18 protein-coding genes are annotated in these 17,875 nt (G+C 63.6%); 13 read left to right on the forward strand and 5 right to left on the reverse strand.

Annotated elements, in window-relative coordinates; translation table 11 throughout:
• The first annotated feature begins 16 nt into the window (after positions 1-16).
• Positions 17-703 carry a nucleotidyltransferase domain-containing protein gene (locus ACWIDZ_RS15100; RefSeq protein WP_453990052.1) on the forward strand — a complete coding sequence of 229 codons (687 nt, stop codon included), beginning with the start codon at positions 17-19 and terminating at the stop codon, positions 701-703.
• A 234-nt stretch (positions 704-937) separates the two neighbouring features.
• Here the strand turns inward: ACWIDZ_RS15100 and ACWIDZ_RS15105 are convergent, their stop codons facing one another.
• The 3 genes from ACWIDZ_RS15105 to ACWIDZ_RS15115 all read right to left on the reverse strand — a co-directional run bounded on the left by ACWIDZ_RS15105 (position 938) and on the right by ACWIDZ_RS15115 (position 3,232).
• The gene (locus ACWIDZ_RS15105; protein ID WP_453990054.1) at positions 938-1,813 is read right to left on the reverse strand and encodes a dihydrodipicolinate synthase family protein; all 876 of its coding nucleotides are present in this window, start codon (positions 1,811-1,813) and stop codon (positions 938-940) included.
• Positions 1,814-1,901: 88 nt separating this feature from the next.
• Positions 1,902-2,582: a B3/B4 domain-containing protein gene (locus ACWIDZ_RS15110; RefSeq protein ID WP_453990056.1), complete on the reverse strand. Its 681-nt coding sequence runs from the start codon at positions 2,580-2,582 to the stop codon at positions 1,902-1,904.
• Positions 2,583-2,608: 26 nt separating this feature from the next.
• Positions 2,609-3,232, reverse strand: coding sequence for a LysE/ArgO family amino acid transporter (locus tag ACWIDZ_RS15115; RefSeq protein WP_453990058.1), 624 nt, complete (start codon positions 3,230-3,232; stop codon positions 2,609-2,611).
• A gap of 68 nt (positions 3,233-3,300) precedes the next feature.
• Here ACWIDZ_RS15115 and ACWIDZ_RS15120 point away from each other — a divergent pair, with 68 nt between their 5' ends.
• On the forward strand, positions 3,301-4,200 hold the full coding sequence (locus tag ACWIDZ_RS15120) for a LysR family transcriptional regulator ArgP (protein ID WP_453990060.1): 900 nt from the start codon (positions 3,301-3,303) through the stop codon (positions 4,198-4,200).
• A gap of 75 nt (positions 4,201-4,275) precedes the next feature.
• Here ACWIDZ_RS15120 and ACWIDZ_RS15125 read toward each other — a convergent pair whose 3' ends face one another.
• Positions 4,276-5,271: an AraC family transcriptional regulator gene (locus ACWIDZ_RS15125; RefSeq protein ID WP_453990062.1), complete on the reverse strand. Its 996-nt coding sequence runs from the start codon at positions 5,269-5,271 to the stop codon at positions 4,276-4,278.
• Positions 5,272-5,288: 17 nt separating this feature from the next.
• Between ACWIDZ_RS15125 and ACWIDZ_RS15130 the strand changes: the two genes are divergently transcribed.
• Positions 5,289-6,251: an oxidoreductase gene (locus ACWIDZ_RS15130; protein ID WP_453990064.1), complete on the forward strand. Its 963-nt coding sequence runs from the start codon at positions 5,289-5,291 to the stop codon at positions 6,249-6,251.
• 103 nt (positions 6,252-6,354) lie between these two features.
• On the opposite strand, the gene ACWIDZ_RS15135 is transcribed toward ACWIDZ_RS15130, so the two are convergent.
• Positions 6,355-6,810, reverse strand: coding sequence for a carboxymuconolactone decarboxylase family protein (locus tag ACWIDZ_RS15135; RefSeq protein WP_453990066.1), 456 nt, complete (start codon positions 6,808-6,810; stop codon positions 6,355-6,357).
• Positions 6,811-6,884: 74 nt separating this feature from the next.
• On the opposite strand from ACWIDZ_RS15135, the gene ACWIDZ_RS15140 reads away from it, so the two are divergent.
• The 10 genes from ACWIDZ_RS15140 to ACWIDZ_RS15185 all read left to right on the forward strand — a co-directional run bounded on the left by ACWIDZ_RS15140 (position 6,885) and on the right by ACWIDZ_RS15185 (position 17,759).
• Complete coding sequence (locus ACWIDZ_RS15140) at positions 6,885-7,832, forward strand: sigma-70 family RNA polymerase sigma factor (protein WP_453990068.1); 948 nt, start codon at positions 6,885-6,887, stop codon at positions 7,830-7,832.
• Positions 7,833-7,985: 153 nt separating this feature from the next.
• Positions 7,986-9,431: a His-Xaa-Ser system radical SAM maturase HxsB gene (hxsB, locus tag ACWIDZ_RS15145; RefSeq protein WP_453990070.1), complete on the forward strand. Its 1,446-nt coding sequence runs from the start codon at positions 7,986-7,988 to the stop codon at positions 9,429-9,431.
• Entirely contained in the window at positions 9,428-10,588 is a 1,161-nt protein-coding gene (gene hxsC, locus ACWIDZ_RS15150; RefSeq protein ID WP_453990072.1) for a His-Xaa-Ser system radical SAM maturase HxsC, read from the forward strand. Before hxsB ends, hxsC begins: the two co-directional genes overlap by 4 nt.
• On the forward strand, positions 10,575-11,567 hold the full coding sequence (hxsA, locus tag ACWIDZ_RS15155) for a His-Xaa-Ser repeat protein HxsA (protein WP_453990074.1): 993 nt from the start codon (positions 10,575-10,577) through the stop codon (positions 11,565-11,567). The genes hxsC and hxsA overlap by 14 nt, the downstream gene beginning before the upstream one ends.
• 83 nt (positions 11,568-11,650) lie before the next feature.
• Positions 11,651-12,832, forward strand: coding sequence for a lysozyme inhibitor LprI family protein (locus ACWIDZ_RS15160; RefSeq protein WP_453990076.1), 1,182 nt, complete (start codon positions 11,651-11,653; stop codon positions 12,830-12,832).
• 684 nt (positions 12,833-13,516) lie between these two features.
• A complete protein-coding gene (locus ACWIDZ_RS15165; RefSeq protein ID WP_453990077.1) occupies positions 13,517-14,848 on the forward strand; it encodes a ParA family protein in 1,332 nt (443 codons plus the stop codon).
• Positions 14,848-16,314: a hypothetical protein gene (locus tag ACWIDZ_RS15170; protein WP_453990079.1), complete on the forward strand. Its 1,467-nt coding sequence runs from the start codon at positions 14,848-14,850 to the stop codon at positions 16,312-16,314. The genes ACWIDZ_RS15165 and ACWIDZ_RS15170 overlap by 1 nt, the downstream gene beginning before the upstream one ends.
• Before the next feature lie 404 nt (positions 16,315-16,718).
• Entirely contained in the window at positions 16,719-17,291 is a 573-nt protein-coding gene (locus tag ACWIDZ_RS15175) for an SOS response-associated peptidase family protein (RefSeq protein WP_453990081.1), read from the forward strand.
• Positions 17,288-17,452: a hypothetical protein gene (locus ACWIDZ_RS15180; protein WP_253107936.1), complete on the forward strand. Its 165-nt coding sequence runs from the start codon at positions 17,288-17,290 to the stop codon at positions 17,450-17,452. Before ACWIDZ_RS15175 ends, ACWIDZ_RS15180 begins: the two co-directional genes overlap by 4 nt.
• Before the next feature lie 34 nt (positions 17,453-17,486).
• On the forward strand, positions 17,487-17,759 hold the full coding sequence (locus ACWIDZ_RS15185; RefSeq protein ID WP_253107937.1) for a hypothetical protein: 273 nt from the start codon (positions 17,487-17,489) through the stop codon (positions 17,757-17,759).
• Positions 17,760-17,875 lie beyond the last annotated feature (116 nt).

The following is a 17,875-nucleotide window of genomic DNA, read 5'->3' on the forward strand; positions in this document are numbered from 1 at the left end:
TGAGCAAGGCATACCAATGGCGATAGCCGCCGTCGCTCTTTTTGGCAGTCGCGCGCGAGGCGACCAATCCCCTGACTCGGACACGGACCTGCTACTCGTCTCGACCCAACCGGGGCAGCCTCTGCACACCAGTATGGGGCCAGTCTCCCTGTCCACCTACGGCATCAACGATCTGACCGAGAAGGCCGAGAACGGCGACCTGTTCGTTTGGCATTGCTTGTTCGAGGGGCGAGCGATCCACGATCCGGAACACGTGTTCGACGGTCTTCGCGCCCGGTTTCGCCTTCGATCTTCCTATGAGCTTGAGATAGGGCATGGAGCGGCCTTGGCCTGGCTTCTGGTTCGGTTCGGACGAACCATGCCCAACGCCGCCTTGGCGGCTAGGCGCGCAACATGGGCTGTTCGAACGATCTTGATTGCTCGATCAGCAGAATACGGATCGCCCAAATTCTCGGCCCATGAGCTTGAAGCCCTGGCGCCGATCGACGAGACGCCACGGTTGATGCAGTTGAAGAACACTCATGTCTTCGACCGCTCCGCAGCCAAGGATTTGCGCCACTTTCTTGAATGGTGCGATCTGGCGGACCCTGTGCCGGACGCAAGAGTAGAGAGCGACTTCGATCCGCTTTTCATCGCGTCGGGCAACTCCGTCGGATTGCATTTGCTAAGCCATTCGCACGAGGACCGGCTCGGCTACGGCTAGAGGCTACGGCCTCGACTTACCGCCGCAGGACTTTGGTCTTCGACCGGTGCCGTTCTCAACGTCGACTAAGGGTCAGACATGCACATTTGCCAGCTGACCGACATCTTGCCTGAAAGCAGATGTCGCCAAGGACCGAGTTGAGTCACGTACGGCGGTTGATCCCTCAAAGGACCGAGAAGCGCCAGTAGCGGTCCTTGGCTTCATGGCCGAAACCCCACACTGCCCCTCTGCGTCTCAAAGCGGCAAAGCCTTTCGGAGACTGGCCGTCAGCCTTTCATCGGGTCCCAGAAGCGGTTTTGGCGGCGACGCTTCGGTCAAGCCCAGCATGTTCGCCGCCGCATACATCAACCTAAGACTGCCGTGAGCGCGGAACAGGTCCCACAAGCCGGCGAAGGCGGCGTCGCATCGGTCCGCTTCCTCGCGATCGCCTCTGACAGCCGCCGCCGCGAGCGCGGCGGCCTGTTCAGGAAACACCCCGCCAGCCACGCTGTACCAGCAGTCGGCGCCCGCCAGCAGTGCGGCCTTGCAGCCCCAGTCACCGCTGTAGCCGATGGACAGGCCCGGCGCCGCCTGCCGAAAAGCCGCCAGGTCGGCGGCGATGTCGCCGGACGCCGGCAGCGGCAGCTTGATCGCTGCCACGGTCGTGATCGCCGCCAGACGCGCGACCAGTTCCGGCTTGAAGGTGAAGTTGGTCGTTCCGGGATTGCTGTAGATGCATAGCGGCAGCTCCGTGGCCGAGGCCACGGCGAGGAAGTGCTGAAAGACCTCCTCCTCCGTCAGCGGCGTATAGCTGACCGGCGCCAAAAGCAGACCGGACGCGCCCTCTGCCGCCGCATCGCCCGCCTGGGCCTGGGCCTCATCGGTGCGCATGGCGCCGACGCCGACAATGATCGGGATCGAGACGACGGCTTCAGCGGCCGCCGCCACGGCGCGTCGCCGTTGGTCGCGGCTGAGAAACATATAAGTCCCGGTACTGCCGAGCAGACCTATGGAATCGGCGCCGCCCGCCTCAATGCGTCGGATTAGTCGCTGCAGGTCAGGCGCAATGACCTCGCCTTCGGACGTCATCGGAGTGATGGGAAAGGCCGAAAGACCCGAAAACAGCGCCATGCTCTGCTCCAGAATATCGCCTTAGTGAGGACCGATGCAGCGGTCGGCTCAAATCAGGCTTGGCTTCAGTTTGTGTCATTCCAGCCGATCAGTCGGGGCGCTCTATTAGAAGGCTGCTCGCCTGCAGCGACGGACTGAGACGCTTCAATCCGGCGATCAGTTCGTCGCCCGCCTGCATCAGCGCCGAGATCGGCATGGGGGCCAGGCGCTCGAGGATGAACCACATGGCGGTGCTGTCGTCAGTGATCCGCGTCCGTACGCCCTGTCGCCAGTTCCATCGTCGGCAGGTCGCGCCGTGGTCATCGCGCCAGATAACCTCGCCGGGATCGATCACTTCGATCTTCGGTTCGCCGTTTTGGGCCGTGTCGAAAATCTCGCCGCCCTGCGCGACCACCAATCGAGGCGTCCCGGCGTAGGCGTCCGCATCCTCGCCGCCGATCGGAAGGGCGTAACGAAGGCTGACCGCATTGTAGAGATCGACGACGGCGTTCACCGGCGGAAGGGTCCCGTCCCGCTGCGCCCGCTTGCGCAAGGCCTCGACCGAGCAGGGCGTCCGCTGCGGCTTGGCGCCGAAAGCGCGGTAGGCGTCCCGCCAGGCGTCCAGGTGCGCCTCGGCCCACTCAGGCTCCTGCGCCTCACATGCTAGACGCAACTGTTCTACGCCATAAGGATCGCTCGGCCCATTGCGCGCGCCAGCGACAAGGATGCTGAGCGCCGCGAAATCCGGGCGCAGGGCGTAGATTTCCGGGGCGATGACAGGTGGGTTCATGGGGACCTCGATGTTCTGAAATGGCGTCAGGCGAAGACGCCGCGCACCAGGACTATGGCGATGACGGTCATCATCAGACCCGTGACGACATCCAGCACGCGCCACGCGACCGGATGGGCGAAGTGCGGCGCCAGCAAGCGTGCGCCGAAACCGATGGATGCAAACCAGACAGCGGCGAAGGTCGAGGCTCCGATGATGAAGAACAGCCGCTGGCTCTCGGGCAGGCTGGACCCGACCGCTCCCATCAGCATGACGGTGTCGATGTAGACATGCGGGTTCAACAGGGTGAAGGCGGCGGTGGCCGCCAGGGCCGCCCCGAGCGACAAGCCTGCTCCGTCCTGAACGACCAAAGCCTCCGAGCGCATCGCCCGCCGAAAGGCCCCGAGGGCGTACCAGGTTAGGAAGGCGGCGCCGCCGAGGCTCAGCGCCGCCGACAGGCCGGGAGCCGCCGACAGTAGTTGGCCCAGACCATTCACACCGGCGATGACGAGAACGGAATCCGCCACGGCGCAGAACAGGACGACCGGGAGGATATGCTCGCGCCGCAAGCCCTGCCGCAGCACAAACATGTTCTGGGCGCCGATAGAAACGATCAGGCTGGCCGACAGGGCGAAGCCCTTCGCCAGGGGCGGAAGAATGGAAACGATCATAGAATGCTGATCGCACGGTATGAGACCGTAGCCGAACTAATCCTGCTTAGGGTAGATTAGCGATCCTAATGCTCGACTATCCCGCCCTCGCCGCCCTGGCCGCCGTCATTCGTACCGGATCATTCGATGCGGCTGCCGAAGCCCTGTCGGTCACGCCCTCGGCGGTGTCCCAACGCGTGAAGGGCCTTGAGGAGCGCCTGGGCCTTCCCCTGGTCATCCGTGCGACGCCATGCCGACCGACCGAGGCAGGAGCGCGACTGGCGGCTCACCTCGATCAGGTGGCCCTGCTGGAGCACGACATGATGGCGGGCGATCCCGTCTGGGCAGCGGCGTTCGGAGGGGCGCGCCCGACCTTGAAGATCGCCCTCAACGCCGACAGCCTCGGCACATGGTTCCCTAGCGCGGCCGCCCGCTTCGCCGCAGACCAGCCGAACACCCTGTCTCTGGTGCTCGACGACGAGGCCGACACTGCCGAGCGCCTGCGTTCGGGAGAAGTGATCGCGGCAGTGACCACGACAGGAAGGGCCGTCGCAGGATGTCGCACCCTTCCGCTAGGCTCGCTTCGCTACTTGGCCGTCGCGACACCGGACTATCGCGATCGTCATTTCCTCGACGGCGTGACGGCCGAACGGCTCGCCGAGGCGCCGGTGCTCCGCTTCGGCCCGCGGGACCGACTGCAACTCCAGTGGGCTGAGCAGGTCGTCGGAAGCCCGATCGAAGGCCCGACCCATTGGGTGCCGTCCACTCAGGGGTTTCTGGATTTCACTCTGGCGGGCGTCGCCTGGTCCCTGACGCCGGAACGCTTGGCCGCTCCGTTGATCGCGTCAGGCCGCCTAGTCGATCTTGCCCCCGGCGTCATCGTCGACGTGCCGCTCTTCTGGCAGCATCTACGCATCACCACCCGCCTGATCGAAGACTTGACCAAGGCGGTTCGCGCCGGGGCGGCCGACTGGCTACACATCGCTTGACGGCAATGCGCCATGAACGGACGTTGGTCCTCGTCCTAACATCGGACGTTTAGCGGTCCTGTCTCCTCTGACGGCCTATGGGGCGGCTCGGCGGGCGACTGTGCTGTACCGTCCCGGGGACACGCCATGGACACGGCGGAACGCGGCCCCGAACGCGCTGTCCGACAGGAAGCCAAGTTCCTGGGCGACCGCCGAGACCGTACGGCGGCTCTCTCTCAGGCGACGGGCCGCGACCCGCATTCGCCAGGTCGCGGCGTACTCCACCGGAGGTCGGCCGACCCGAGCCCTGAAACGTTCCGCGAAAGCCGTCCGTGAGAGGCCCGCTTGGGCAGCAAGCTCAGGCAGCCGCCACACGCGGGCCGGCTCTGCGTGGATCGCTCTCAGAGCCGCAGCCACCGGAGGATCATTCAGTCCCGCGAGCCAGCCGAGCGCGCCGGCGTCCGCCGTCGCCAAGTGCGCTCGAAGCGCGTGAACGAACATCAGCCGCAGCAGGTCGTCGCATGCCGCCCGGGCGCCCGGGCGGTCCTCCCGCCATTCCCGATCCAACTGATCCAAGAGCCAACCCATCGGCGCGGCGCCATCCGCCTCGGTGCGGATCACCAGGGACGAGGGCAACAGGTCCAGAAGATAACCCGCGTCGGCCTCGGCGAAGGCGACGCTGCCTCCCAGCAGAGCCACATCCTCGCCCACCCCATAGGTCGCGGAGAAGGGCGAGCCGGCGAAGGCTGAAGCCGCGTCCACCGCCGGCACGCCAGGCGCGCTGGAAAGGACGAACGGCCGACCCGAGACGATGAAGCAGTCGCCCGCGTCCAATCTAGTCGCGGCTTCGCCCTCCGGGGTAAGCCAGCAGCCGCCATGAAGCACTGCGTTGAACTTCAGCGCGATGGGGCGAAACCGGAGCGCCCAATCGCCGCCCGCCGTCAGCCGTACGGAACAGGCGGCGTTGAAACCGGCTCCGGTCAACACATCGGAAAGCGGATCGGTCTGCGCATTCTGGATGATCACGACAGAAATCCGAACTCTGAAGTCTGTTTCATCCGGCGTTGATAGCTGAGTGTTCCGGTCGACCAAAGGAAGGATCTCCCATCATGACCACGCCCCAGCAGCCGATCGGGTCTCTGTTCACCGCCGCCAGCACGGCCGACGAGGTCATGCAGGGCGTAGACCTGATTGGTCGCGTGGCGGTGGTCACCGGCGGCTACTCCGGCATCGGGCTCGTAACGGCGAAGAGCCTCGCGGCCGCCGGCGCCAAAGTGATCGTGCCCGCGCGGGACCGAGAGCGAGCCGAAGCCGCACTTGCGGGCGTGGCCGGCGTCGAGGTCGAGGCGATGGATCTCACATCCCCCGCCTCCGTCGCCGCCTTCGCCGCCCGTCTGCGCAACCGAACAACCTCGATCTCCATCCTAATCAACAGCGCAGGCGTGATGGCCTCTCCGCTGTTCCGCGACGGGGACGGCCATGAAGGCCAGTTCGCCACCAATCACCTCGGCCATTACCGCCTCACGTGCGGCCTCTGGCCCCTGCTGAGGGCCGAAGGCGGGCGGGTCGTTTCCGTATCCTCGCGCGGGCATCAGATCGCCGGGATAGACTTCGACGACGTCGATTTCCGGCGACGTCCCTACGACAAATGGATCGCCTACGGGCAGTCCAAGACGGCCAATGCGCTGTTCGCGATCGCGCTGGATGCACGCGGCGCGGCGCATGGGGTACGGGCGTTTTCGCTCCATCCCGGGCAGATCCTGACCCAGCTGGCGCGCCACCTCTCGGCGGAGGAGATCGCCGGCTTCGACGCCCTCGACCCTGAAGGTCGCCCAATCATCGATCCGTCGCGAGGCATGAAGACGGTCGACCAGGGCGCCGCCACCAGCCTGTGGTGCGCGACCAGCGCCGCGCTGGAAGGACAAGGCGGGGTCTACTGCGAGGATTGCGATATCGCCCCGATCAACACCGGTGAACAAGGCCGCAAGGGTGTGGCGGCCTGGGCCTGCGATCCAGCCCTATCAGAACGGCTTTGGTCCCTCTCAGAGGACCTCACGGAACTTGAGATATAGGTTCGGATAAGGCCGAAGAGCGCCGGCCACCCAACGCGGCTTCAGCGCTCCGCGTCGACGGGGCGACAGCGCGGCGCCCCTTGCGGAGGCGCCGCGCCGGCAATCAGGGTTGCGCCTTCACCGGCAGGCGGAAGGGCGCGCCCAGCCGGTTGAACGCGTTCATGGCGGCGATGGCGATCGTGAGATCCACCAAATCCTTCGGCTCGAAGACCGCGGCGGCCACCGCATAGGCCTCGTCCGATGCATGGGTCTCGCTGACCCGGGTCACCTCTTCGGCCCAGGCCAGCGCCGCCCGATAGGTCTCGGGGAACAGGTGGGGGACCTCCTCCCACACGGGGACCAGGGTCACCTTGTCGATGGACATGGTCTTCAGAAGGTCGCGGGTGTGCAGGTCGATGCAATGCGCGCAGCCATTGATCTGCGACACCCGCAAGAAGACGAGATGAATGAGTTCTTCGGGCAGATTGGCACCGGTCATAATGTAATGATGTACGCCGTAGAGGGCTTTCGCGCCCTCCGGGGCGACCGTATGCCAGGTCAGGCGGTTCGGGGTGGTCATGGGGGAGGTCTCCGTCTTCGGCGCCGTTCATCGGCGCTGTACGGACATGACGAGGCGGCCCGTCGGAATGTGACATGGCCGATTTCACATCACGCCTGTCACATTGCGGACGGCTCGCTCGTCATCCATTCGATGTCCAACGGGATTGCTGTGCGATGACGCAAACGGACCTGAAAACGGAAGCCTTCGAGGCGGAGCGCCCCCGCCTGCTTCGACTCGCCTACCGAATGCTCGGCTCGTTCAGCGAGGCGGAAGACGTCGTCCAGGACGGATGGTTGCGATGGACGGGCGTCGACATCAGCGTCGATACGCCGGGCGCCTATCTCACCCGCATCGTCACCCGCCTGTGCCTCGATCGGCTGAAGTCCGCCAAGGCGCGACGGGAAACCTATGTCGGGCCGTGGCTGCCCGATCCCCTGGTCGGCACCGTCGATCCAATAGAGACGATCGCCGATGACGTCACGGTGACCCTGATGCTGGCGATGGAACGCCTCTCGCCGCTCGAGCGCGCGGCCTTCCTCCTGCACGACATCTTCGAGGTGCCTTTAAAGGACGTCGCCGTGACGCTGGACCGCGAGCCGGCGGCGGTGAGGCAGCTGGCGTCCCGCGCCCGCAGAAACGTGAAATCGGAGCGGACCCGCTACGCGCTCGACACAGCCGAGGCCGACCGGATCGCCCGCGCCTTCTTCGAGGCCGCGCACGGCGGTGACACGACTGCCTTGGCGGGACTTTTGGCCCACGACGTCGAGATTCATGCCGATGGCGGGGGAAAGGTTTCGGCGTTCCGCAACATCATCCGCGGCGCCGAGCACGCTCTTCGGCTGTTCGCGCACGTCTCCGGCAAGGACGCGCGTCGGCCGATCCTCGTCCGCACCGCCATCATCGACGGCTTGCCGGGTTATATCAGCTACAATCCCGACGGCCGTCTCCAGACCACCGCGCTCGATATCGATCAGGGGCGCATTCGCGCGATCTACATCGTCCGCAATCCCGACAAACTCACGCACATCTCAGCGGGCTGATCTGCGAAAAGGGGCGGGAACGCGCCACATGCGGTCATTCGCTGCCCTCCATATACTCGACATTCGCGGCCCGACCTCACCTCGCAAAACAATGATCGATGGTTGCAAAGATCATTGATCGGAGGCATGAGGCTCTAGGGCGGGAGGGGCCCAATGCGACGCTCGATACAACTGGACGCTGATAGGCGTCGGGTGCTCGTCACCAATGACTTCGGCGACTACGCGGTGTTGTCCGCTGCCGAGCACGAGGCCCTGACGGCTGACGCCCTCCTTCTCGAGCACCCACGCCACGCCGACCTCGAAGCGCGCGCCCTGCTCCATGACACCCCTCGCGAGCATTGGAGCGATCTGGAAAGCGCCGCCTACGCCACGCGAAAATCCTTCGCCCTGGACGGTCCTTCCCTCCACATCTTCGTGGTGACACTGCGCTGCGATCACAGCTGCCAGTATTGTCAGGTGTCGCGCGCGGCGGTGGACGCGGCCGGTTTCGACATGAGTCTCGACGACGCCTATGCGGCTCTCGACCGGGTCTTCGAAGCGCCCGCCCCAGCGCTCACCATCGAATTCCAGGGCGGCGAACCCGCGCTCCGCTTCGACCTAGTTCGGGCCATCGTGGAGCGCGCCCAAGCGCTCAACGAGACTCATGACCGCAAGCTCAGCTTCGCCATGGTCTCAACCCTGCACCATCTTTCGGACGACGACCTCGCCTACTGCCGTGACCATGAGATCCGTCTCTCGACTTCGATCGACGGTCCTGCGGAGTGGCACGACGCCAACCGGCCCAATCCCGGCCGCGACAGCTGGGCCCGCACGCTTAACGCCCTGGCGCGGGCGCGGGCCATCCTAGGCGACGACGCCGTCAGCGCCCTCCCCACCCTGACGCGGCGCGCCCTGTCCGACCCCAAGCGGTTGGTCGATCACTATCGTGAGCTCGGGTTCCCCTCGATCTTCCTGCGCCCCATCAGCCCCTACGGCTTCGCACTGAAGACCCGGCGCGCCATCGGCTACGAGATGAGAGAGTTTCTCATCTTCTATGAAGAGGCGCTCGACTACATCCTCGAACTCAATGCGTCCGGCGAGCCATTCGAGGAGACCTATACGGCCATCCTCCTGCGCCACATGCTCACGCCCTTCCATTCAGGCTACATGGACCTGAGATCACCTGCCGGCGCGGGCCTGGGCGTCCTGGTCTATGACTACGACGGTCAGGTCTATCCGGCCGACGAAGCCCGCATGGCCGCACGTACAGGCGACGAGCGCTTCGCCATGGGCCGGGTGACGGACTCGCTCGACACCCTGATGTCGTCGCCCGCCATGCGCTGGCTGGCAACCGGCTCGGTGGCGGAGACCCTGCCTGGCTGCGACACCTGCGCCTTCGTTCCCTTCTGCGGCGCCGACCCCGTCTATCACGCCGCCGCCCACGGCGATCCGATCGGCGATCGCACGACCAGCGAATTCTGCTTCAAGCACAAGAGCCTGTTCACCCTGCTCTTCGACCGTCTGGCCGACGCCGACGCCCCCACCCTGACCACCTTCCTAGCCTGGGCCATGGGCAAGCCGCGCAGCGACATCCTCGCGCCAGGACATGTCGATCGATGAGCCTTCCGCTTCACACCCATGCCCGCATCAGCGGCGTCCGCGATGTCGAGATCCTTAAGGTTCTGGCCGCCGAGGAAGCCCTGACGAGCGATCTGCCGCCGTCCGCTATCCTGCTCTGGGAAGCGGAAAGCGACGCCTTCGCCGGCTCGGTTGGCCATGAGGCTTTTCCCCAAGCCCGGATCTCCGTTTCCGGCCTGCGCAATCTCCATGCCGTCCAGCCCGGCGACGTGGTGCGGCTGAGACCGAATTCCACCCAGATCTCCGTCCTCTATCGGCGCGGCTCCGGCGCGAACACCCTCTTCGTCACCGAGCGCTGCAACAGCCGCTGCCTGATGTGCTCGCAGCCGCCGCGCGACGAGGACGACAGCTGGCGGACGGACGAGCTTCTCAGACTGATCCCCCTGATCGACCGTGACGAGGTCCAGCTCGGCGTGAGCGGCGGCGAGCCCACCCTTCTGGGCGAGGATCTCGGCCGTCTGATCGACGCCTGCGCGCTGTACCTGCCGGACACCGGTCTCCACATTCTGACGAACGGCCGCCTGTTCGCTTCGCGCACCCTGGCCGAAAGCCTAGTTCAGCGCCATCAGGACAAGGTCGTCTGGGCCGTGCCACTTTACGGCGACGTCGCCGCCGATCATGACCTCGTAGTCGACGCGCCCGACGCCTTCGATGAGACGCTACAGGGCCTCTTCGAACTTGGGCGGCTGGGCGCCCGGGTCGAGATCCGCGTGGTCCTGCACCGCCTGACCGTGGACCGCCTGCCGCAGTTGGCGTCCTTCCTGTATCGCCGTCTGCCCTTCGTCGAACACGTCGCCCTCATGGGGCTGGAGCCCATGGGCTTCGCCAAGAGCAACCGCGACCGCCTCTGGATCGACCCTGTCGACTATATGGACGCCCTCGGCGAAGCCGTTTTCCACCTCGCCAATCGCGGTATGGCGACCTCCCTCTACAACCTGCCGCTCTGCATCCTGCCGCTGTCCCTGAGGTCGTTTGCGCGCCAGTCTATCTCGGACTGGAAGAACGCCTTCGCGCCCGAATGCGAGGGCTGCACGGTCGCCGCGGACTGCGCCGGCTTCTTCGCCTCGGCCGGGCCGACATGGCGGAGCCGCGCCATCACTCCTATTCGTTCTCTGGAGACGCACCATGAACTGGCGTGACCGCCTGACCCTTCTCCTAGGCGTCGCAAGCCCCTTCGTCGCCCAGCAACCGGCGATGGCGGCCCCGCAGACCGACGCCAAAGTCGCGGCAGACAAACCCGAGGTGCAGCGCAACGTCACCTACTGGCGCGACCCCGCCCAGGCCAAACGCCTGCTGCAACTGGCTGGCCACGGCAGCCATCGCAGTCACAGGAGCCATAGCTCGCACCGCTCCCATTATTCCGGCAGCGGCGGCTATCGAGCGCCCCGCTACACGCCGCCGGTCTACACCCCGCCGCGCACGCCCGCCCCACGCACCACGACGCCTCGCGCGGCGCCGCTCTACAGTCCTCCGGCCACGGCCTATTCGACGCCCACGACCACGCCCTTCGTGTCGAGCGCAACCTCGACGCCGAGCGATCGCATCAACGGCCGCGCCTTCACCCAGGCCGAAATCCGTCAGGTGGTGCGTAGGGTCCAGACGGCCTTAACGGTACGTGGCTATGATCCGGGCGGCTTGGATGGCCTCCTCGGCGACAAGACCCGGACGGCGCTGAGGCAATACCAGGCCGCCAACGGCCTGCCCCAGTCCGGCTATCTCGATCTGGCGACCCTCGACGGCCTGGGCGTCACCGTAGCCACGCCCTCGCTTGGCGCGGCCCCAGCTCCTGCTACGGCCGCCCCGCTCGCCCCTGCGGCTCCGGCTGCGGTCGAACCCATACCGACCGAGCCCGTCTGGCTCGACCAACCCACTGCCGCTGATCTGGATCGCCTGCGCCCCTCCGGCGCCCCGCGCCACCCGCTCGGCAGCGCCGTCATACGTTGTATGGTGGCGGAAGACGGAACCCTCTTCGCCTGCTTCGCCGAGTCGGAAACCCCGCCCGGCCGTCGTTACGGCCAGGCCGCCGTACGCGCCGCCGCTCTCTACCGCATGCGGGTCGACGGCGCCTACGCCCCCTTCGTAGGCCAGGCGATCGAGGTTCGCATCTCGTGGACCTAGGTCAGAAGCCCCCCTCCTCGCACTCTGTCCCGCCTTCGACGGAGGACAAACGTCCGTCCTGGCCCTGGCTTCTCGGTCTGGTCGTGCTCGGCGTCGTCGTCGCCGCGGTCGCCGGAGGCGAGAACACCCGCAGCCGCTCGCTATCCTCGCCGCTTGCGCCTGCAGACGAAGCCGTTGCCCCCGTGCCCGACACGAACGCGGAAGGGCAGTGGATCGAGTGGAAAGGCGACGACCTCGCTCGGACCTACCGCGTCGGCGGCTACAGCCTGGCGGTCGCGCCAATAGTCGACAGCGAAGGTCTCCCGGCCGCGCAGCTCAAGATCATCGCGCCTGACGGCGCGCCCCTGGATCACCAGACCTCCAGGTCCAGTTGGGCGAACCTGACCTTCATGGTCGTGCAGATGGATGCTGGAGACCCCGCGCGTCAGCTGATCGTCGCTGACTACAGCGGCGGCGCCCATTGCTGCACCCAGGTGACGGTGTTCGAACGTCGGGACGGACGCTGGAACCGTTCTGAACTTGGATCTTGGGACGGAGACGTTCCGGCGACGCCCAAGGACCTCGACAATGACGGCCGCAAGGAGATGGTCTTCGTCGACCAGGCCTTCCTCTACGCCTTCGCCTCCTACGCCGAGAGCGCCGCTCCGCCTGTTATCAAGCAGGTCCATCAGGGTAAGATCTCAACCCTCTCGACAGAACGCGCTTTCCGCCCGACCTACGCCGCCTATCTGGAAGAAGTGCGACCGGATTGCCTGGCGGGTTCGAACGGCGCCTGCGCAGCCTTCGTTGCGACGGCGGCCCGGCTCGGCCAGCTCGATGCAGCCTGGAGCCTCATGCTCGGTGCCTATGATCAGGCTTCCGACTGGAACCTCCCCAAGGCGTGCCGGATCCGCACCCAGGACGCCTGTCCGCCCGAAGCCGAACTGACCTTTGCGACCTATCCGGAGGCCCTTCAGTGGTTCCTGGGAAAGAACGGCTACGCCTCGCCCGTCTATATCGAACCTCTCAATGCCGCTGGCCCATCCTTCGAGTGCGGAGCAGCACGCACAGCAGGCGAGCAAAGCGTCTGCACAGTGCCGGCGCTTGCTATGCAGGACCGGATGCTGGCCATGGCCTATACCCGCGCCTCGGCTCTCAGCCGGGACCGCCAAGCCCTCCGCGTCTCCCAGCGAGCGTTCCTCTCATCGCGAAACAACCTCGGAGATTCCGCCGCCCTTTCGGCGCTTTATCAAAACCGCATCGAGCTGCTCCTGGCAGTGGATTGACTATGAAGATCCCCGGACCTCGCGATTGGCGGCGATGCGCCAGGAGCAGTCATTTCTGCCTCGCCAGAAACACGACATTCAGAAGGGATTCTTGTGCCTATCGGAAAGTCCGCTTCCTGGCTTCCTGGCCGAGTGCTGAAAGCTGAATTCGATCTGTTGCAGACATGCAAAACACCCGTGGGCTAGGGCGGGCACAGCATCGTTCAATCTGATGCAGCAGGATGATGACCGACCCATGGTCGCTATCGTAGAGTTGGGCGATTCTCGGGAGGGGCTTCCATTGGACTTACGCAGCGCTGCGAGGCGGCACTTTCGCTCAGCCGTTCAGCTAGCCGAAAAGAGAGAGGAAGCCGAGGCGTGTTACCTCATCGGCCTCGCTGCTGAGTGCGCCGTTAAGGCACACCTTCAGGACGTTGGATTTCCGCTGGAGCGGAAAAAGCGCAAGGCAATCAAGGACCGAAAAGATCCTCTCTTCATTCACTTTCCGGAGCTAGCCACGGAACTTCTCGAGCAAGGAGAAGGGCTCCTTGGCCGCTCCGTACTCGTGATGATAGGCGATCGAGACCTTTTGAATGGCTGGCATGTTCGAATGCGCTATCGCCACCAAGCGTCGAGCCCTGCTATTGCGAAACGGTATGCGACCTGGCGTCTGCAGACCGAGCGAATTTTTGCGGAGTTCCAAATATGACAGCTACGAATTTGGAAGTCCGCTTCGACACATCGCTCCCAATTTTGGCAACGATGATAATCGAGTCCCTGAGCCTAGACGTTGAGAAGGATGGGTACTTCCTCAGAGATGGCTTCGGGCGAGTTGCCTTTTACTCCTTCAAATCCATCACAAAAAAAGAACTATCGACTTTCAACGTAAAGGCTCTTCGAGCGCTTGGTAACTCCTGCTTTCCTGCTGGAGCTATTCAAATCGCTCCCGGTGACACTCCAGTCGGCGATGCCGTTATTTGGAAAGCGATGCGCGCCGGCCCTCACGATTTAACGATACAGCTAGTCGATAGAAGGTTTTCGGGTCGAGATTGGCTTTCGCGCCCTCGCGCCCCCATACCCGGCGCTCCGCCGATGATAACGTTCGGAAGCTTGAAGGGTGGCGTGGGGCGAACCACGGCACTGTTCGTTTTGGCAATGTTTCTCGCTCGACAGGGCAGAAACGTTCTTCTGGTAGACCTAGACCTTGAGGCACCGGGCCTCGCCTCTATGGTTTTCCGCCAAGATGAAATGCCCCGCTTTGGCGCCCTAGAGTACCTAGTGGAGACTAGCTTAAACGGCATATGTGACGATCAGCTGCACGACTTTATAGGGACAAGCTCCTTGACTGACCGTGATCGCGGTCAAGGTCGTGTCGATCTGCTCCCCGCCACTGGGAAAGAGACGCTATCTTGTGCTCACACCATGATGGCTAAGCTTGCGCGTGCGTTGATTGAAAGGCCATCCCCGACGGGCCCCATTTCTCTTGCCGTCCAAATTCGGCAGATGGTCGAGCGCTTTGCGTCTACATCTGACTACGATGTCGTACTGATCGACGCGCGGGCCGGCCTGGCGGAACTCACCGCGGGGCCGCTGCTAGGTCTAGGCAGCACCGTCCTCTTGTTCGGCACGGATCATCCCCATACATTTGAAGGTTATCGCTACCTCATGGGGCACTTGGGGCTTTTGCCTACAACCGAGGGGGAGCCCGATTGGCGAGAACAAATCCACTTCGTGCATGCCAAGGCGTCCACCAAGCCTGAATCGCTAGTTGCATTTAACGACAAACTTTATGACGTCTTGTCGGAAGCATTTTACGAGACTGACATTTCTGAGGACGTTTTCAACTTCAGCTTAAATGATCAAGAATCTCCGCATCATGCATGGGTGATTTACCATGATAGCCAGTTCTTGGATTCTGAATACCTTGCAGACCCCGCCAGTTTTGATGGTCCAATCCTAGAAGCCGTATTCAGCGATTTCCTTGGTCGAGCCTACAATATTCTGAACCTGCCAGCGTTTGGCCTTCGGACGATCTGATGGATCAGCAAGACATTCTAATTCTACGCGAATGCCTTTCCAGCCTGGAGGCTGGGGCAGCTTGGCCCGCCGGAAGGACGCCGCTTCCACATCAGATCTATACCCCTACGCGGCATAGAAATGTTCTTGATCTGAATCGCTCAATTGTCGTTGGCAATCGAGGCGTAGGAAAGACCTTCTGGTCTCATGCGCTTCACTCCGTGGCAGGACGCGAAGTCGCAGCTCAGGCATATCGCCTCCCGGCGCTTCGCAATGTAACGGCGCAGTTTGGATTTGCAGGTAGTATCAGCGATGGCCTGACTCCGTCTCAGGCGGTCCTTAGCCATGCCATGGAAACGGTGCCCGACCCTCTTGTCGTATGGAAGGCGGTGCTCATTCGTATCCTGCTCGGCACACACGGGAATCAACCCCCCGGCGCCCTCGTCGACGTGGCCAGCTGGCTTCAGTCTCACCCGGAAGAGGGGGAGCGTACCATAAGGATGGCTGACAACGCTCGCCCAGGCCCCCTGCTGGTCATGTTCGATGCGCTCGACACGTTGGCGAACGATTGGTCCCAAATCCGCTTACGCACAATCGGGCTTTTGCAACTCGCCCTTCTTGCTAAGGGGTTGCGCAATGTGAAGCTGAAGATCTTTATGCGCCCCGACCAACTCGAAGACGCGTTTACCTTTCCTGACGCGTCAAAGTTACGTGCGGAACGTGTGGAGCTTCAGTGGGGACCGCAGGATCTCTACGGACTTCTGATGTTTCACATCATGCGAGACGCCCAAGCCCAACCATCTCTAGTTAAATTGTTGAACGACGTGTCTCCCGGTGTCGTAACTTCGACAGGTGACATACAAGATCAATTCTTAAACTATGAAACCATTCAGCGATCGCTATTCAATCGGCTTGCTGGCGAATGGATGGGAAAAGACCGGAAGCAGGGAGCCACCTACTCATGGCTGGTCCAGCACCTTGCAGATGCCAACGGAGAAACGACCCCCCGTGGCTTTTTAACTGCAGTTAGAAGCGCAGCGCAGGCAGCAACTAACGAAGAAACCGTAATAGACTACAAAGGTCTACATCAGGGCGTTGGAATTGCTTCTGAGAATCGCGTTGGAGATCTTCAGCAAGACTATTGGTGGATTGATTATGTCAGCACGGGACTAGCTGGACTTCATACCCCGTTAGAAAAAGAAACGCTATTCCAGGTTTGGAAGGAAAACGGCGTAGTCGATGCAATCAAAAGGGCAGCTCCCAACCGAGGGCTGGAGCCGGTTTATATTTCTTTGAGGAGATGGTACGAAAATCTTCCCCCCGAAACCGCTAGACTAGTTAGAACCGACGAAGATGCTCTTCTTCTGACCCTTCAACTTGTAGGCGTGGCGGAGGTGCGATCAAATGGGAAGGTAAATTTCCCTGACATATTCCGTGTGGCCTTCGGAATGAAACGGCGTGGCGGCGTACCGCCTCGGAAACGGTGAAACGCTTCAGCTGCGTGCAGGGAACCGCGGGGTTAACGCCGGTCAAGGACCCCAGAAACGGACTCTCGGATTGACCGGAATGAGTCAAAAGCCGTACTGGAATGGGCTCCCGCGTCCCGTCGAGTTCAGCACTCGCGATCTGCTGCGAGAAGTACAGGGTGAAGACCTCCCCCACGGCTGAAGACCTCGAGCGCCTTGGGGACATCCACCGGCAGCTCCAAAAACTCATGGTCGGGTTCCACCCTGCGGCCCACGGCCATGCCCCACTCTTCGCGGCCATAGCCGCCGTGCAGGCTTGTGGCCAAGAATGGAGCGGCCAGCCAAACATATGGCGCGTGAGGGATTCTATCGGCCACGGCCCGCCCAGGGATTGAACGTCGCTCGGTCAGAGTTGAGGATGCGCCATGTGCAACAACTATCGCCTGCACGTGCTGGCCAACCAAATCGCCGCTCCGTTTCGTGACGCGGGCCGGTCGCTCGGCTTTCCGGGCGGCCTACCCAACCTGCCTCCGGCCGACTATTGCATCGGCGACATTGCGCCCGTCGTCACCCAAGGCGCCGATGGCCCGCAGCTGACTATGACGACCTGGGCGTGGAAGAGCCCGACCGGGAAACCCGTCTTCAACTTCCGCTCGGACGGCCGGTCTTTCGCCAACTCCGTCCGCTGCCTGATCCCGGCCGACGGCTTTTACGAGTTCACCGAGCCTAAGGCGCAGGGCAAGAAGACGAAATGGCTGTTCACCATGGCCGGCCAGCCATGGTTCTGGATCGCCGGCATCATTGAGGACGGGGCCTTCGCCATGCTGACGACCGAACCAGGCCCCGACGTCGCGCCCTATCATGACCGCCAGATCGTCCTCTTGCCGCAGGGTGCTGGCGTCCACTGGCTGGATCTCAGCGCGGCCGAAGACCTCATGCTGCGGCCCTGCCCGGCCGGATCGTTGACGGTGCAGAAAGTCTGGCCGGAATCGCCATGACAGCCGAGACCGATCTGCACAAGGCGGCCCGCTTCGAAGCCGAGGCCCATGACCTTCACCGCCGATCGCGCGCGGCGGCCAACCTGCCCGCGTCCATCATCCTGCGCTTTCGGGCGCTGTGGAAGGAAGAGGCGGCGCGCCTGCTGCGGCGCCAACGCTAGGCCCCGACAGGGCGACTCAGCTACACGCGGCGCCATGACGCCCGACGAACTGAACGACACTCTCGACGCTATGGCCGCAGCGGCTGGCGATGACCCCAACCTTCTGCCGGGCCTGATCACGGTCGAGACTGACCATTGGGTCAATGTGTTGTCTGCTGTGCGAGCCAAGTGCACGGCCCTACACGACGGCCTGCGCCATCGGGACATCGTCATCCACGTCGGATCGCAGCAGGAAACCAAGGTGCTGACTAGAGCCGAGGCGGGCGATCGAGGCGAACCCTATCGAGATCTTCTGCCCAGCGGTTGAGCGCCACTCCGCCGCCAGGATAACAGCGGAGGGCGCTCGTCTCCCCGGAGCGCCGCACGGGGCCAGCAAGCGCGACGCTGTGTGCCAACCGGCCCAGCGCGGAAGAGTTCCATCCG

The organism is Brevundimonas sp. NPDC055311 (assembly GCF_053645695.1).

Excerpts from the sequence above, each read along its gene's own strand:
- ACWIDZ_RS15100 (WP_453990052.1), top strand. The coding sequence starts at position 17 with ATGGCGATAGCCGCCGTCGCTCTTTTTGGCAGTCGCGCGCGAGGCGAC.
- ACWIDZ_RS15105 (WP_453990054.1), bottom strand. The coding sequence starts at position 1,813 with ATGGCGCTGTTTTCGGGTCTTTCGGCCTTTCCCATCACTCCGATGACG.
- ACWIDZ_RS15110 (WP_453990056.1), bottom strand. The coding sequence starts at position 2,582 with ATGAACCCACCTGTCATCGCCCCGGAAATCTACGCCCTGCGCCCGGAT.
- ACWIDZ_RS15115 (WP_453990058.1), bottom strand. The coding sequence starts at position 3,232 with ATGATCGTTTCCATTCTTCCGCCCCTGGCGAAGGGCTTCGCCCTGTCG.
- ACWIDZ_RS15120 (WP_453990060.1), top strand. The coding sequence starts at position 3,301 with ATGCTCGACTATCCCGCCCTCGCCGCCCTGGCCGCCGTCATTCGTACC.
- ACWIDZ_RS15130 (WP_453990064.1), top strand. The coding sequence starts at position 5,289 with ATGACCACGCCCCAGCAGCCGATCGGGTCTCTGTTCACCGCCGCCAGC.
- ACWIDZ_RS15135 (WP_453990066.1), bottom strand. The coding sequence starts at position 6,810 with ATGACCACCCCGAACCGCCTGACCTGGCATACGGTCGCCCCGGAGGGC.
- ACWIDZ_RS15140 (WP_453990068.1), top strand. The coding sequence starts at position 6,885 with ATGGCCGATTTCACATCACGCCTGTCACATTGCGGACGGCTCGCTCGT.
- hxsB (WP_453990070.1), top strand. The coding sequence starts at position 7,986 with ATGCGACGCTCGATACAACTGGACGCTGATAGGCGTCGGGTGCTCGTC.
- hxsC (WP_453990072.1), top strand. The coding sequence starts at position 9,428 with ATGAGCCTTCCGCTTCACACCCATGCCCGCATCAGCGGCGTCCGCGAT.
- hxsA (WP_453990074.1), top strand. The coding sequence starts at position 10,575 with ATGAACTGGCGTGACCGCCTGACCCTTCTCCTAGGCGTCGCAAGCCCC.
- ACWIDZ_RS15165 (WP_453990077.1), top strand. The coding sequence starts at position 13,517 with ATGACAGCTACGAATTTGGAAGTCCGCTTCGACACATCGCTCCCAATT.
- ACWIDZ_RS15170 (WP_453990079.1), top strand. The coding sequence starts at position 14,848 with ATGGATCAGCAAGACATTCTAATTCTACGCGAATGCCTTTCCAGCCTG.
- ACWIDZ_RS15175 (WP_453990081.1), top strand. The coding sequence starts at position 16,719 with ATGTGCAACAACTATCGCCTGCACGTGCTGGCCAACCAAATCGCCGCT.
- ACWIDZ_RS15180 (WP_253107936.1), top strand. The coding sequence starts at position 17,288 with ATGACAGCCGAGACCGATCTGCACAAGGCGGCCCGCTTCGAAGCCGAG.
- ACWIDZ_RS15185 (WP_253107937.1), top strand. The coding sequence starts at position 17,487 with ATGACGCCCGACGAACTGAACGACACTCTCGACGCTATGGCCGCAGCG.